Origin of the sequence: Candidatus Rickettsia tasmaniensis (genome assembly GCF_036857515.1) — a bacterium.
Classification (GTDB): domain Bacteria; phylum Pseudomonadota; class Alphaproteobacteria; order Rickettsiales; family Rickettsiaceae; genus Rickettsia; species Rickettsia rickettsii.
This window is the reverse complement of sequence record NZ_JAQCNX010000029.1, coordinates 1-13,930: the sequence shown is the minus strand read 5'-3', so window position 1 is coordinate 13,930 and position 13,930 is coordinate 1. Positions and strand designations below refer to the sequence as shown.

Genomic DNA, 13,930 nt, shown 5'->3' with positions numbered 1-13,930 from the left:
AGTATACTTGCCTCCACCATTTAAATTCTGCTTATTTAATTACTCCCAGTTAATCAGTTTTTTAAAGTAATTAATTTTAATATAATAAAAAGTAATTTTCATTACTTTTTAAAGCTCGTATGTTCAATACAAATTTGCCTTCATCTTTAATTTTTATGATGCTTATAAATTTTGTTATACAAAAAAGTATTACTTAATATACTGTCGCTTGGTGGAGCAAATCGTCTATACTCAAATGCTTTCAAAAATTGCTCTTTCATTTTATCAAGGATTCGCATCCTCACCTCTCAAAATAAAATTCAATTCTTGAAAGCATTTGAGTATACTTGCCTCCACCATTTAAATTCTGCTTATTTAATTACTCCCAGTTAATCAGTTTTTTAAAGTAATTAATTTTAATATAATAAAAAGTAATTTTCATTACTTTTTAAAGCTCGTATGTTCAATACAAAATCATTCTTATCATAGATAAAAATTTTAACTAAGTTTAGATATAATACAGTGCCAATAATAATTGAACGAAATAAACCAAGCGATGCTTTTAAAAGTTGTTTATCGATTATAAGTATAATTTTCGGTATGGTAAATTGAATAAATTTCTAATTAATTTGTAGTAAGAATATGATGTGTAAGGTTTTTTAACTAAAATAAATTCTATTCTTAATTCCCTATTTATACCATTTGGATAAATTTCATGTAATAAGTCTTTGTCTTTAATAAAAAAATCTAGATATGGCTCAATAATAGCTATTTCTACTGTTTTAGTGTTCATAACGGCTTATAGTTCTCCTTAGTTAAACTTAAATGATTCAAGTTTGATCACCAAGAAGTTAAGTTAAAGCCCGATTGGTGATCAGGGAGTTAGAAACACCGTCAACAAGAACAGCTGAGTAGTTTTTAGGCTTAAAGTTAATACTCTAAGCCCTGAACATGACTACTACCTCCCCGACCGTAAAATATCGAGAAATAAACCAATTTAACGGCGATTTTACCGCCTGTTGATGGAGGTTTCTATACTCCAGAACAACCTTAACTGTTCCAAGATGATTCTAAGCAAAACTTTAAACAAGTCAATATGATTATTGATTTCAAAAATTGGTATTGCTCTCATGACTCGTTTTATGTCATTTCCGCGAAAGCGGAAATGACATCGAGCGGGTTTTTCGAGCCATACAACAAAGCAGTCGTTTGCAATGACGATATCAATCTTTATTTTGCAATACCTTTTATGCTATCTGTAAAACAAGATTAAAGCGAATAGCGGGTTATCCACTCGCGTTGTTATAATACAAGGCTATCATTAGAATCGTTTACTCCTAGTCCTGCAAGCATTATATTCTCCATTCTCATCACATAGTCACAAGTTGCAGAATAACCTGAATTTATTAATGCTTCTTTTTGTTCAGCTGTGATATCAAAACTTAAAGCTGATATATTATGATCATCAATAAAAACTGTTCTATCATGATTCTGAAAACAACTTATCAAGTCAGAGCTTGTGAGAACTTCAGCTAATGCATATAGTTGATCCACAACAATAGTAGTATCCACAAACGGTTTAGGTTCTGTACCATTCTGATAAGCTTCTAATATTTCTTTATTGATTGGTTTAAACCCAAGAGTTTTATAATTTTTATTATCTGTTTGAGGGAGGCTTCGTGCTGCAGTTTTATCATCAAACACCTCAACCGGGTAATTATTCGTAACTCCACCATCCACATATGTTGAAACTACTCCTTGAACAGTTTTTTGTACGGGCTGAAAATATATAGGAAAAGCCCCTGAAGCGTATACGAATTTTATGACTTTCTCATCAGGAGCATTTTCATAAGATAGAATTTCCAGAAATTGAGTACTGAGATTTAGTACACACTACGTATAAATCTATATTTGTTTTTTGACTGTCATGTAGCTGTTTAAAAGCAATATCGGGGTCAAATCCCTTGTCTTTTAATATTGCCCTAAAAATTCTTCTAGATATTAAGATAAATATTAAGTTTATATTAATAAAAATTAATATTTGTGACTTTTTATCTATTTTTTTCCTAGATCTTACAATCAAGTAGACGTTGTTGCGTGGATCAGTTTTTCCGTCATTGCGAGGAAATTGCATAGTAATTGACGAAGCAATCTCAGGAGTTTGTTATTATTTCATGAGACTGCCACGCAGCCTACGGCTGCTCGCAATGACGATATCATTCTTTACTTAGCAATACCTTTTATGCCACCTGTAAATTTTGTTGCATAATAAAACTATCACTTATATACTGTCGCTAATGATTAATTGTCGCTAATGCTAATGATTAATTTGCTTAAAGTTATATGGTAAGTAGTAATTTTTATAAAAATCTAGGGCCACGAAAACTAACGGCAATTATAGATTTTTTACACAATATTATAGAACCTCCTAAGATTCATGAAGATATAGCTATTCATGATATTAAAATTCTGCAGGAAGCATCACCAAATGATATTAGCTTTTTAAGCAATCCTAAATACTCCGAATTTTTAAAAATTACCAAAGCTGCTGCTTGTATAGTGCCGAAAAATTTTACGGGAGAAGCAAATCCAAATACTGTTTTATTACACGCCCAGAACTCATATTTTGCTTACGGCAAATTAATAGATTTTTTTTATGCTCCTATTAAATCATACCCTGCTAAAATAATGAAATCCGCTATTGTTGCAGATTCGGCGACTATCGGAAAAAATTGTTATATAGGTCACAATGTAGTTATTGAAGACGATGTTATTATAGGTGATAATAGTATTATAGAAGCTGGAAGTTTTATAGGTAGAGGTGTAAATATCGGCAGAAGCGCTAGAATAGAACAACATGTTTCAATAAATTATGCAATTATAGGCAACGACGTCGTAATACTTTCAGGTGCAAAAATTGGACAGGACGGGTTTGGATTTTCTACCGAAAAAGGCGTACATCACAAAATATTTCATATAGGAATAGTTAAAATCGGCAATAATGTTGAAATCGGTGCAAACACTACTATTGATAGAGGATCACTTCAAGATACAATTATAAAAGATTTATGCCGCATAGATAATTTAGTACAAATAGGGCATGGCGTCAAAATAGGTAAAGGCTCTATTATCGTAGCACAGACAGGTATAGCAGGAAGTAGCACGATCGGTAAATATTGTGCTCTTGGAGGGCAAGTAGGAATCGCCGGACATCTAAATATAGGCGACGGGGCACAGGTAGCGGCACAAGGCGGTGTAGCACAAAATATAGAAGCAGGTAAAATTGTCGGCGGCAGCCCTGCAATTCCTATCATGGATTGGCATAGACAATCTATTATTATGAAACAATTACTAAAGACCTCTAATAGCAAATTAAAAAAGTAGTTTGCTATTGAAAAGAGCTTTGTTGTTGCATGAATACCTGAGTCGTCATTGTGAGCAGCCATAGGCTACATGGCAATCCAAAAAAATTAGCAAAAAGTGCTGATTTTAGTACTTTTTACTAGATTGCTTCGTCAATTATTTCATAATTTCCTCGCAATGACGGAAAATTTACATTAAAGAAGAGACCTAAATAAATGATCATAGATATTACCGAAATCATGGATTGGATACCTCATCGCTATCCATTTTTATTAGTAGATAGAGTATTTAAAATCGATCCTAACAAATCAATAACAGGTATTAAAAACGTTACTGTTAACGAACCGCAATTTACAGGACATTTTCCGGCAAGGCCTGTTATGCCCGGTGTTCTAATGGTTGAGGCTATGGCACAATTAGCTGCTATATTAGTTGCTAAATCTTTAGGTTCTACTAAGAATAAAGAAGTGTTTTTAATGGCTATCGAAAATGCAAAATTTCGTAGAATTGTTCAGCCGGGGGATACTATGCATATCCACGCTGTTATTGATCAGCAAAGAGCTAACGTATGGAAATTTTCAAGTACGGTTACGGTCGAAGGTGAAATAGCTGCAGAAAGTAAGTTTACCGCAATGATTAAAGATAAAGCATAGGGACATAGTGTCAAATTCTAATATCCATACTACAGCTGTAATTACAGAAGGTGCAAAGCTTGGTAAAAACGTAAAAATCGGACCGTATTGTATTATAGGTCCTGAAGTTGTGCTTCATGACAATGTCGAGTTAAAATCCCATGTAGTAATTGAAGGGATTACCGAAATCGGCGAAAATACCGTAATCTATCCTTTTGCATCAATAGGTCAACCTCCACAAATCTTAAAATATGCTAATGATCGATCAAGCACGATAATCGGTTCTAATAATACTATTAGAGAATATGTTACGGTACAAGCAGGAAGCCAAGGCGGCAGAATGGTGACAAGAGTAGGAAATAATAATTTATTTATGGTCGGCGTCCATATAGGTCATGATTGTAAAATCGGCAATAATGTAGTATTTGCTAATTATGTAAGCCTAGCAGGTCATATTGGGGTAGGTGATTATGCAATAATCGGCGGACTGTCTGCCGTACATCAATATGCTAGAATCGGTGAATATTCGATGATCGGCGGGCTATCGCCGGTCGGAGCAGATGTAATACCGTTTGGGCTTGTAAGTAGCAAACGTGCGGTGCTTGAGGGCTTAAATCTAATCGGTATGAATAGAAAAGGGTTTGATAAAGTAAAGTCTTTAAGTGCTTTAAAAGCTATCGAAGAAATCTTCTCAGGTAAAGGTAATTTTGCTGAGCGTATAAAACAAGTTGCCGAGAAATATAACAATAATTCTATAGTAATACAAATTATTGATTTTCTTAATCAAGATAGTAGTAGAGCATTTTGTCGTTTTGAGAAGTAAATTTATTTAACTAGCGATATGTAACACTTTGTGTTACAATTAAATATTATAAGGAGGATAAAAATGACAAAAAGTATTACGACTAGTATACGCTTAGAAATAAATTTAAGTAAAAAACTTGAAAAAGCAACTTATGATTTACACCGTGGAAAAAGCTGGATAATTAGTGAAGCAATACGTATATCTTAAACAACTAGAAAATTCAGACCTAGCCAAAGAAGCTAAACGTCAATCCTTATTAGCTAGTAAAGAAAACAATCCTGTGATGCCGACTTATGGTTAAAACACAATGAAGAAAGTTGGTTAGATGAATGGAAATAATAGAAATTAAAAAAAGATATATTGTTGCTTAGTGTAATATCTGGAGATTATGGTAAACCTCGCCCCGCTGTTGTTGTTCAATCTAATTTATATAAAAATCATCCCTGTATAACAGTTTGCCCTCTAACAACGGATTTAAAATAAATGCCCCAACTTTTTGCCTGTTATTGACTCCTACAGAGCTAAATGATCTTAATTTAGAATCTCATATTATGGTTGATAAAATTCAAAAAAAATTGGTGAATTATCACCTGAACAACTAGAAGAGTTAATGAAGCTATTAAATCATGGATGAATTAGCCACTAATTTTCTCATTTTTTCTTGCAAAGAGTTTTGGCGTAAACGAGTTTTCAAGCTCTTAAAATCAACTATTTCTGCATTTTGATTTTGCTGGCTACATGCAAAAATATATTTCTGCTCTCCTTTAACTTTTTGAATACATTGTCCACAAATTCCTTTCATCATACATTGCATCGATGAATTAACGCTAACTATTATTTTTGTATTTTCACTGAATATTTCATTTTTTAGACTTTGCAATTCTTCTATTATTTCAGGAGAAGCATTAATTATTACTATATCCGCTGAAACTAATTTACGGATTTTTATATCAGGATAGGTAACAAATATAACTTCATTATTATTTTCTTTTAGAACTTTTAATAAGCCTATATTACCGGCTTCGAAATCAACAATAACTATTTTTTTATTTTGAGGTATTTCTAGCAGCGAACCTGTCGGTCCCATTAAAACTACTTTCTCATTTTCGGATAATGTTTTACATAAGCTAGTAGATTTACCGACTTCAAAAACTATAAAGCTAATTAAGCCTTTTTCTACATCAATATCGATAGGGCTTAAGGCTACAGGCTCTATTAACTTAGCAGCATCTTCAGAATAATTTTGTAAGCGAAAAAACTGTCCGAACTTAAAATTTTTAGCAGCAAGCGGCGAATGAATTATCAACTCAAAAGTTTTATCATCTAAAATATTTATTTTATTAACCCTAGAAGTCAGCAAATAATCAAGCTGCGTACAAAAATCTTTATAACTACCTTTAAAGCTAGGATTATTATTTATAAGCCTTTTGTTAATAGCGTCGTACCCTTCTTTGGTACTAGCAAGAGCCTTCACTACACTACCCGAATATTTAGGATTACAATCACCGAAATAACTATATTTATCCTCATCGAATTGAGTGTTATTTTCTATACCGATTGCCATAATCACGGTTTTGGTTTTGATGTCATTACGAGGAAATGCGTAACATTGACGTGGCAATCTTGTTAAGCAACACTCCTGAGATTGCCACGCAGTCTTTGACTGCTCGCAATAACGGTTTCGATTCTCAAACTCCACAGATTCCACATGACCGTATTTATCAACATTAATCCTTAAAGGTTGCATATTTTCCTTAAAATCAACACCGAGTGCTAATGCATATATTAGCTCCTCGTGATTTAATTTATATACCGGCGAATCTTGCAATCTTCCACGATAGTAGACAGTAGCACCCCCAAGCTTATTAAAAACCTTTCTTAATTCTTCATTATTCTTAGCTTCTTTAAACAATTTTGCATGAGCAATAAATTCTTCAGCTATTTCTTTATCTTCCTCCGTTAAATCTTTTTCTATATAATCTTCGGCAAATTCCTCTACTTGTTTTTTATAGTAATATAAACTTTCCGTTGCTGCGTCTAAGGAAGTAAGACCGCCGCCTATTACCGTAATCGGCATCCTAATTACCATATTAGTATTAGAATTTTTCAAAAATGCCCCTCCGCTTTGCAAAGTCATTAAGAAATCAGAAGCCGTTTTTATGCCCTTAGCTTCAAAATTTTCTATATCTAAAACTTTCGGCTGACCTGCTCCAATGCAAAAAGCTATATAGTCAAAACCCAAATCGAAAGCTTGTTCTTTCGTTATATTAAAATCTAAAGCTACTCCGTCATAATATTTGAAATTATTATTTCTCTCTAATATTAGCCGCAATATATTGAGATTGTTTTTATCCCATCGAACGGTAATTCCATATTCCGCTACCCCTCCAAATCCTCTTGGCATTCTTTCCGATAACAAATTTTTATATTCATGCCAAAATTTTATAGGCTTATGAACGTCAAAAGGCAGTAGAGTAATTTTTAAACCGTCAATAGCCACAACATTATGACCTGACCGTAATAAATAATAGCTAAGACTAAAACCTGCAGGACCAAGACCGGTAACTAAAATATTATAATTAGTAGGTTCTTTCGGAAGCGGTGCATAAATATTAAGCGGATTCCAACGAGTAAGCAGTAAATATATCTCTAAGCCGTAAGGTAATTTAAGCGTTTCTTCTAAAATATTTGATTCTATTAATGGGATATTTACCGGATCTTGCTTTTGGTAAATACAAGCTTTTGAGCAATCATTACAAATCCTATGACCTGTTGCTGCAACCATCGGATTATCAATAACGATAATAGCAAGAGCACCTAGGTTAAAACCTTGTGCCTTAACATAGTTCATTTCAGAAATTTTTTGTTTTAACGGGCAGCCTTGTTTTAAATCCGTCATTGCAAGCGAGTGCAAGGAGCGTGGCAATCTCGTCAAATCTCCTGAGATTGCCACGTCGCTTCGCTCCTCGTAATGACGATTCTGAGGTTGCAGTAATCCCTTAGAACAGCTATCCTTATCCTGCTTATGGCAATAAATACAATAATGAGAATGGTTTAAAGCTTCATCTAGATTTAAAAAAGAATCTGTATAGTCAAAATCTACTCTCTCATTTTTTTGATATTTTAATATTTTTTTATCGTCTATTAGATTTTCTTTATCTAGTTTTTGTGGGAGGTTGAATAGGATGTCATCCTGTGGCTTGATACCATCACACGAATAAACCCTATACGCAGCATACCTAGCTGCTATGTCTAATTCTTCTGCAAAACTTTCTTCTGCCTGTTGCCATATAATTATTTGTTTGGCAAATTCTCTAGAAGTAAAATTCGCACCTATTAAATCAGTTAGCTTTAAATACACATCTTCAAAATCAATATCTTTTATTTTTTCCGGTGGATATTTTTTTACGGCAACACGTTGAACAAATTTTCTTTTACATTCATAAATAATATCAAAATCTTTATGTTTTAACCTTGATATCGTTATTTCTTTTGAAATACAAAATAACTCTGCTAAAAAATCGTCTAAATGAGGGGAAATTTTTAGCAAAAATTCGGAATAATCTTTTGGAATAATGGAGAGAGGAGTCGATCTAAATAACATTAAATCTTTATGCAAAGATCTATCGGCTTTAAAGAGATAATCTAAAAATATTTGATCTAATTTTTTAAGTCCGGTTAAATCTAATTCATTAAAATCTAGATTAAAACCAAGTTTCATAAATAATAAATAACTCTTTTAGAAAATTGTCTATAAATTAAATAACTGATACAAACAGTAATAAACGCAACTATAATAGACTTAACTATCAGCATCATATCCGGTAATGTTCCGTCAATCACCAACGCTTGTACGGGTCTTATAACTAAAAAGAACGGATTAAATTCAAAATATATCTTTTTAGACTCCGGAATTAGCGAATATGGATAAACTATCGGTATACTCCAATAAATAACTCCAAGAATAACACTCAACATTTGCGGAATATCTCGAATATACGGCGTTAAAAATGCTACTGCGATAGAACTGCTAATCACACATATTATTAAGGGCAAAATTAATATCGGCATAAATATTATTTGCCAAGAAAATTTTTCTGGAAATAATAAAATAAAAGCAAAATACATTGCTGAAAATGAGCAAATTAAAGTATATAATTGCCCTAAACTATCCGCAACAGGAAAAAAAGTCTTAGAAATTCTAACTTTTTTTATTATTTGATCACGTGTAACTAAAGAACTTGAACAAATCGTTAAGCTGCTTACTATAAAACTCCACAAAGGAATACCGCCGACTAAGTTCATTACCATAAATTCTCTCGGCTGTCTTAATAAAAAACCGAAAAAATATGAAATTACCATTATGTGAATAAAAGGCTGAATTAAACTCCATAAAGAACCTAAAAAAGAATCTTTATTTTGCCTAATTATAGAAGCTTTAACTAGTAATGCTATTGCCCGCCAGTATTTTTTAGAAAAAAAATACTTTATCATTTATGAATTTCCTTGTTGTTGGTTATAGATTTTAAACATTTCCAATGGTGTACCATCACCTATAATATTGCCGTCTTTTAATAAAATACATCTATCGCAATTATCTTTTATAATTTCTTCTTGATGGCTTACTATTATTGAAATAGGAGTATTTTTAAATTTATTCTTCATTAAACTAAGAGATTTTTCTATAAAATAGCTATCACCTGCCGCAAAAACTTCATCAAGTAATAGAATCTGTGGATTTTGAAATATCGATACAGAAAAAGCAAGACGTGATAACATACCGGAACTATAAATTTTTATTGGTAAATTAATTTTACTACCAAGTTCTGAAAAATCTATAATTTCTTTTTCAATTTTTTTGCTATATTTATCCAGCATATTATTATATAGCATTAACATTTTTATATTTTCACGACCAGTTTGCTCAGGCTCAAAACCAACTCCCATATCTATAATTGCCGCAATATCTCCATGAACTTTGACTGTACCGGATTTTAACGGATATATTCCGGCGATTAGCTTTAGAAGCGAACTTTTTCCCGAACCGTTACTCCCTATAAAAGCTATTTTTTCTCCCTCATAACAAGAAAAATTAATATTGTTTAATATAGGTATATTTGGAGAAAGAGAGACTCCTTTTTTCAAGAAGAAATGCTTTAAACCTTGAGCTCTTTTATGAGTATCAATACCTTCAACATAACCATTAGTTATCTCTATAAATACTTTTGGATGGCTAAGTGACATAAAATAAATATTAAATAGATTTATTAATCCAATCTAAAAGAGAATTTTTTTGTTGCAAACCTATTTTAGTATCTTTTTGTTCACCGTTTTTAAATAACATTATCGTTGGAATACTACGAATACCGTATTCTGAAGGAGTGTTAGGATTTTCATCAATATTCATTTGAAGTACTTTTACTTTGCCTTGTAATTCTTTACTGATTTCATCTATTATCGGTGTTAACATTTTACACGGTCCGCACCATTCTGCCCAAAAATCAACCAGTACAGGTAAATCCGATTCTAATACTTCCTTTTTAAAAGAGCTATCCATTACGTTATTTGCCATAAATTCCTCTATGTTTTTGTAGCATTATCCATATGGCTTTTATGTCATTCCCGCTTTTAACAGCCTTATTGCATGACTCGTTTATGTCATCCCCGCGTAGGCGGGAATCCAGTAAAACCTATAAAAAACTTGTTTTTTTAGGTTTATTTTATTAAATGTGTAACTTCTATATAAATATTTGAAGTTATTTTTCTGAATCCCCGCCTACGCGGGGATGACATCGAGTAGGTTTTTCAATCCATGCAACAAAGTCGCTTAGTGTTGTTTTCGGATTCATATGGACAACATCTATATTTATAAATAAAATTATAAAGTACAGGCTTCTACTTGTAAATAATGAAAATCTTTTTATTTATTATATTTATTTTTTCTATTATAATATATTCGCATTATTAAAGCTGCTGTTTCCTCTATTGATCTAGTCGACACGTCAATTACCGGCCAATTTCTTTGATCACAAATTTTTCTGACTTCTAGGCACTCTTTTTGTACTATATTAAAATCCGTATAGCTTTTATTTTCGTTAATTTGTAATAGATTTAATCTAGCTTCTCTTATCTCAATTAACCTATTTGGATTAATAACGAGTCCTACTACCAATTGATCTATATCTTTTTCTATAAAATCAGGAAAGGGACAATTATAAACATAAGGAATATTGGCAGCTTTTAAACCGTTATACGCTAGAAATACGGAAGTCGGTGTCTTAGAAGTTCTAGAAGGACCTATTAATATTATATTAGCCTCTAATAATTCATTAAGCATTTGTCCGTCATCATGTCTTATAGCATAATCTATGGCATTAAGTGTATCAAAATAAGTTTTATCAAATTTATAATTGTAATTCTGTTCTTTTTCTATTTCAATACCTGAAAAAACAGACATTTCTTTAATAATTTTACCTATTACAGAAATACATGGAATTTTTAATTCATAGCAAAATTTCGTTAAAGCTTTTCGGAGTTCTTGATCGGCAATCGTGTATAATACTATCCCATATTTATATTTTATTTTACTTAATACTTCATTTAGCAATTCCAAATTTCTAATCATTGGCCAATGATATAATTTTGGTTTTATAGAAGTAAATTGTACAAGGGCAGAATTTGCTGCATATTTTGCAGTTTGCACGGAAGAGTCTGAAACTAAGTGAATAATTAGCTTTGTCATACTTTACACATGTAATTGTGGATAAATTTTTTAATAACTTATTATTTTTCCTATTAAAATCTATTAAAAATTTCCTCAAATCCTTATTAAATCAAGTAAATCTAGTGTATTTTCTTTTAAATAAATAGTTTGTGGATAAAATTGTGAATAAATATCATTTTTCTTTGAAAAAATAGTCTTTTCTAAGCTATAAATGAATTTTACATTTAATTATCCACTTGTATAAATTCATTACAAACTTATGTGAATAATAATTAAAAATACCGATATTTTTAAGAAAATTTTAATGAAAATTTTGTTGATAACTCTGTTCAAAACATTTAATCTACATAATTCTATTTATATAAACAACAAATAATATATATTTAATTTTAATATTTTTAGTAAAAGTATGAAGCAAATTATAAATCCGTTAAAAGGAAATAGTAATAAAATACCTATTTGGTTTATGCGTCAAGCAGGTAGATATTTGCCGGAATATAAAAAAGTAAGAGAAACAACAAAAAATTTTCTAGATTTTTGTTATGATGTTAACAAAGCAACGGAAGTAACCTTACAACCGATAAAACGTTATGGATTTGATGCAACTATTATTTTTTCCGATATATTAATTTTACCTCATGCTCTTGGATGGGAAGTGGATTTTAAAGAAAATATAGGGCCTATATTAAAGCAATTTAAATCACAAGAAGATTTTAAATATCTGCAAATCAATCCGAATGATAAATTAGAAAAGGTTTATGAAATAATAAAAAAGGTAAAAAAAGAATTACCATCCCCCACTTCTTTAATAGGATTTGCAGGTAGTCCTTGGACAGTGATGAGTTACATGCTAGAAGGAAAAGGAAAACAGGATTTCAAAACGAGCAAAAAATTCATATATGAAAATAAAATACTTGCTGAAGAATTATTAAATTTTATTACGGAAAAAACAGCTGATCATCTTATAAATCAAGCAAAATCTGGAGCAGATGTTTTAAAGCTTTTTGATTCATGGTCAGGAGTACTTGCAGAAGAGGAATTTACTGAATTTGTAATAGAGCCGACAAAAAAGATTATACTAAAAGTAAAAGAAGTTTTTCCAAAAACTCCTATAATTGCTTTTCCTAAAGGAGCGGGATTATTGTACGAAAAGTTTATAAAAGAAGTACCGATAGATATTTTAGCCGTAGATCAAATGGTCCCTCTTGAAAAAATGAAAGAGTGGAGTGATAAAGTAATAGTACAAGGTAATTTAGATCCGGTTGTATTATTAACTAATAAAGAAATTATTAAAGAAAAAACTTATAAAATTCTTCAGGCAATGAAAGGAAAGAATTTTATCTTTAATTTAGGACATGGTATTTTGCCTGAAACACCTACGGAAAATGTAGAATTTTTGACAGAATATGTTAGGTTATATGAAGAAAAGAATAGCAATAGTACTTTTTAATTTAGGCGGTCCAAAAGATCTTAAATCAGTGAAGCCTTTTCTATTTAATCTATTCTATGACAAAGCTATAATTAATCTACCAAATCCTTTGCGTTATATTATCGCTAAAATAATTTCTATTACTAGAGAGAAAAAATCTCAAAAAATTTATTCTTTAATCGGTGGTAAATCTTCTTTACTTCAGGAAACAGAGGAGCAGAAATTAGCACTAACCGAAAAGCTAAAGCAACTTATAAAAGAAGATTTCGCTATTTTTATAAATATGAGATATTCAGCACCGTTTGCTAAAGAAGTAATAGGTCAAATAAAAAAATATAATCCAAGCGAAATAATATTATTGCCTCTATATTCTCAATTTTCAAGTACTACGACAGGATCATCGGTTAAAAATTTTTTACAAAACCTTGATATTGAAATTCCAATTAAAACAATTTGCTGTTTTCCTCTAGAAAAAGATTTTATAAAAGCCCATGTTTCATTAATTAAAGAAAAACTATACGATAAAAATTTTCGTATATTATTTTCTGCTCACGGGTTACCCGAAAAAATAATAAAAACAGGTGATCCTTATAGTTTTCAGATAAAAGAAACAGTACAAGCAATAGTTAAAGAATTAAATATAAAAGACCTAGATTATAAGATAACTTATCAAAGTAGAGTAGGACCTATAGAGTGGTTAAAACCGAATACGGAAGACGAAATAGAGCTAGCAGGAAAGTTAAAAAAAGACATAATTATCGTACCTATATCCTTTGTATCCGAGCATGTTGAAACACTAGTAGAGCTTGATATTGAATATAAATTAATTGCAGATAAATATGAAATTCAATATACCCGAATTCCGACACTTGGAACAAATAAAATTTTTATTAATAGTTTGACAAATATATTGCTACGATTTATTAATAAGGTTGATACTAATTTAGTTATGAGTAGCTCTAGTACAAGAATATGTCCAAACGAATTTACTAAATGTT

At 31.1% G+C, this 13,930-nt stretch carries 12 protein-coding genes and 3 pseudogenes; 7 read left to right on the top strand and 8 right to left on the bottom strand.

The genetic code is table 11. The annotated features are described in order from the left end of the window. Positions 1-559 precede the first annotated feature (559 nt). From O6R16_RS06705 to O6R16_RS06695, 3 genes and pseudogenes are all read right to left on the bottom strand, one after another. On the bottom strand, positions 560-772 hold the full coding sequence (locus O6R16_RS06705) for a hypothetical protein (RefSeq protein WP_499680530.1): 213 nt from the start codon (positions 770-772) through the stop codon (positions 560-562). Positions 773-1,281: 509 nt separating this feature from the next. After that, positions 1,282-1,719 (bottom strand): alpha/beta hydrolase, encoded by a 438-nt coding sequence (locus tag O6R16_RS06700; protein ID WP_499680529.1) that lies wholly within the window; start codon positions 1,717-1,719, stop codon positions 1,282-1,284. Between the two features lie 18 nt (positions 1,720-1,737). Continuing rightward, positions 1,738-1,803: pseudogene (locus O6R16_RS06695) on the bottom strand (patatin-like phospholipase family protein); the annotation flags it as partial. Between the two features lie 519 nt (positions 1,804-2,322). Here O6R16_RS06695 and lpxD point away from each other — a divergent pair. The 5 genes and pseudogenes from lpxD to O6R16_RS06670 all read left to right on the top strand — a co-directional run bounded on the left by lpxD (position 2,323) and on the right by O6R16_RS06670 (position 5,381). Then, positions 2,323-3,363 (top strand): UDP-3-O-(3-hydroxymyristoyl)glucosamine N-acyltransferase, encoded by a 1,041-nt coding sequence (lpxD, locus tag O6R16_RS06690; protein WP_499680528.1) that lies wholly within the window; start codon positions 2,323-2,325, stop codon positions 3,361-3,363. A 194-nt stretch (positions 3,364-3,557) separates the two neighbouring features. Further along, positions 3,558-3,995 (top strand): 3-hydroxyacyl-ACP dehydratase FabZ, encoded by a 438-nt coding sequence (gene fabZ / locus O6R16_RS06685; RefSeq protein ID WP_499680527.1) that lies wholly within the window; start codon positions 3,558-3,560, stop codon positions 3,993-3,995. A 7-nt stretch (positions 3,996-4,002) separates the two neighbouring features. Then, a complete protein-coding gene (gene lpxA / locus O6R16_RS06680) occupies positions 4,003-4,797 on the top strand; it encodes an acyl-ACP--UDP-N-acetylglucosamine O-acyltransferase (RefSeq protein WP_499680526.1) in 795 nt (264 codons plus the stop codon). A 63-nt stretch (positions 4,798-4,860) separates the two neighbouring features. Beyond that, positions 4,861-5,118: pseudogene (locus O6R16_RS06675) on the top strand (CopG family ribbon-helix-helix protein). Between the two features lie 24 nt (positions 5,119-5,142). Continuing rightward, positions 5,143-5,381 (top strand): annotated as a pseudogene (locus O6R16_RS06670) (type II toxin-antitoxin system PemK/MazF family toxin). Between the two features lie 17 nt (positions 5,382-5,398). Here O6R16_RS06670 and O6R16_RS06665 read toward each other — a convergent pair. From O6R16_RS06665 to O6R16_RS06645, 5 genes are all read right to left on the bottom strand, one after another. Continuing rightward, a complete protein-coding gene (locus O6R16_RS06665) occupies positions 5,399-8,500 on the bottom strand; it encodes an FAD-dependent oxidoreductase (RefSeq protein ID WP_499680525.1) in 3,102 nt (1,033 codons plus the stop codon). Beyond that, entirely contained in the window at positions 8,497-9,273 is a 777-nt protein-coding gene (locus O6R16_RS06660; RefSeq protein WP_499680524.1) for an ABC transporter permease, read from the bottom strand. The genes O6R16_RS06665 and O6R16_RS06660 overlap by 4 nt, the downstream gene beginning before the upstream one ends. Continuing rightward, a complete protein-coding gene (locus tag O6R16_RS06655) occupies positions 9,274-10,023 on the bottom strand; it encodes an ABC transporter ATP-binding protein (RefSeq protein WP_499680523.1) in 750 nt (249 codons plus the stop codon). Positions 10,024-10,033: 10 nt separating this feature from the next. Beyond that, positions 10,034-10,351: a thioredoxin gene (gene trxA, locus O6R16_RS06650; RefSeq protein WP_499680522.1), complete on the bottom strand. Its 318-nt coding sequence runs from the start codon at positions 10,349-10,351 to the stop codon at positions 10,034-10,036. 348 nt (positions 10,352-10,699) lie between these two features. Then, on the bottom strand, positions 10,700-11,521 hold the full coding sequence (locus O6R16_RS06645; RefSeq protein ID WP_499680521.1) for a pyruvate, water dikinase regulatory protein: 822 nt from the start codon (positions 11,519-11,521) through the stop codon (positions 10,700-10,702). 391 nt (positions 11,522-11,912) lie between these two features. On the opposite strand from O6R16_RS06645, the gene hemE reads away from it, so the two are divergent. After that, the gene (hemE, locus tag O6R16_RS06640; protein ID WP_499680520.1) at positions 11,913-12,953 is read left to right on the top strand and encodes a uroporphyrinogen decarboxylase; all 1,041 of its coding nucleotides are present in this window, start codon (positions 11,913-11,915) and stop codon (positions 12,951-12,953) included. Then, a partial coding sequence (hemH, locus tag O6R16_RS06635; RefSeq protein ID WP_499680519.1) for a ferrochelatase occupies positions 12,910-13,930 on the top strand: 1,021 nt, incomplete at its 3' end. The genes hemE and hemH, both read left to right, overlap by 44 nt.

Bases quoted from the DNA above. Each gene is read 5' to 3' on its own strand.
- O6R16_RS06660 (WP_499680524.1), bottom strand. From the start codon at position 9,273: ATGATAAAGTATTTTTTTTCTAAAAAATACTGGCGGGCAATAGCATTA.
- trxA (WP_499680522.1), bottom strand. From the start codon at position 10,351: ATGGCAAATAACGTAATGGATAGCTCTTTTAAAAAGGAAGTATTAGAA.
- O6R16_RS06705 (WP_499680530.1), bottom strand. From the start codon at position 772: ATGAACACTAAAACAGTAGAAATAGCTATTATTGAGCCATATCTAGAT.
- fabZ (WP_499680527.1), top strand. From the start codon at position 3,558: ATGATCATAGATATTACCGAAATCATGGATTGGATACCTCATCGCTAT.
- hemE (WP_499680520.1), top strand. From the start codon at position 11,913: ATGAAGCAAATTATAAATCCGTTAAAAGGAAATAGTAATAAAATACCT.
- O6R16_RS06665 (WP_499680525.1), bottom strand. From the start codon at position 8,500: ATGAAACTTGGTTTTAATCTAGATTTTAATGAATTAGATTTAACCGGA.
- O6R16_RS06655 (WP_499680523.1), bottom strand. From the start codon at position 10,023: ATGTCACTTAGCCATCCAAAAGTATTTATAGAGATAACTAATGGTTAT.
- lpxD (WP_499680528.1), top strand. From the start codon at position 2,323: ATGGTAAGTAGTAATTTTTATAAAAATCTAGGGCCACGAAAACTAACG.
- O6R16_RS06645 (WP_499680521.1), bottom strand. From the start codon at position 11,521: ATGACAAAGCTAATTATTCACTTAGTTTCAGACTCTTCCGTGCAAACT.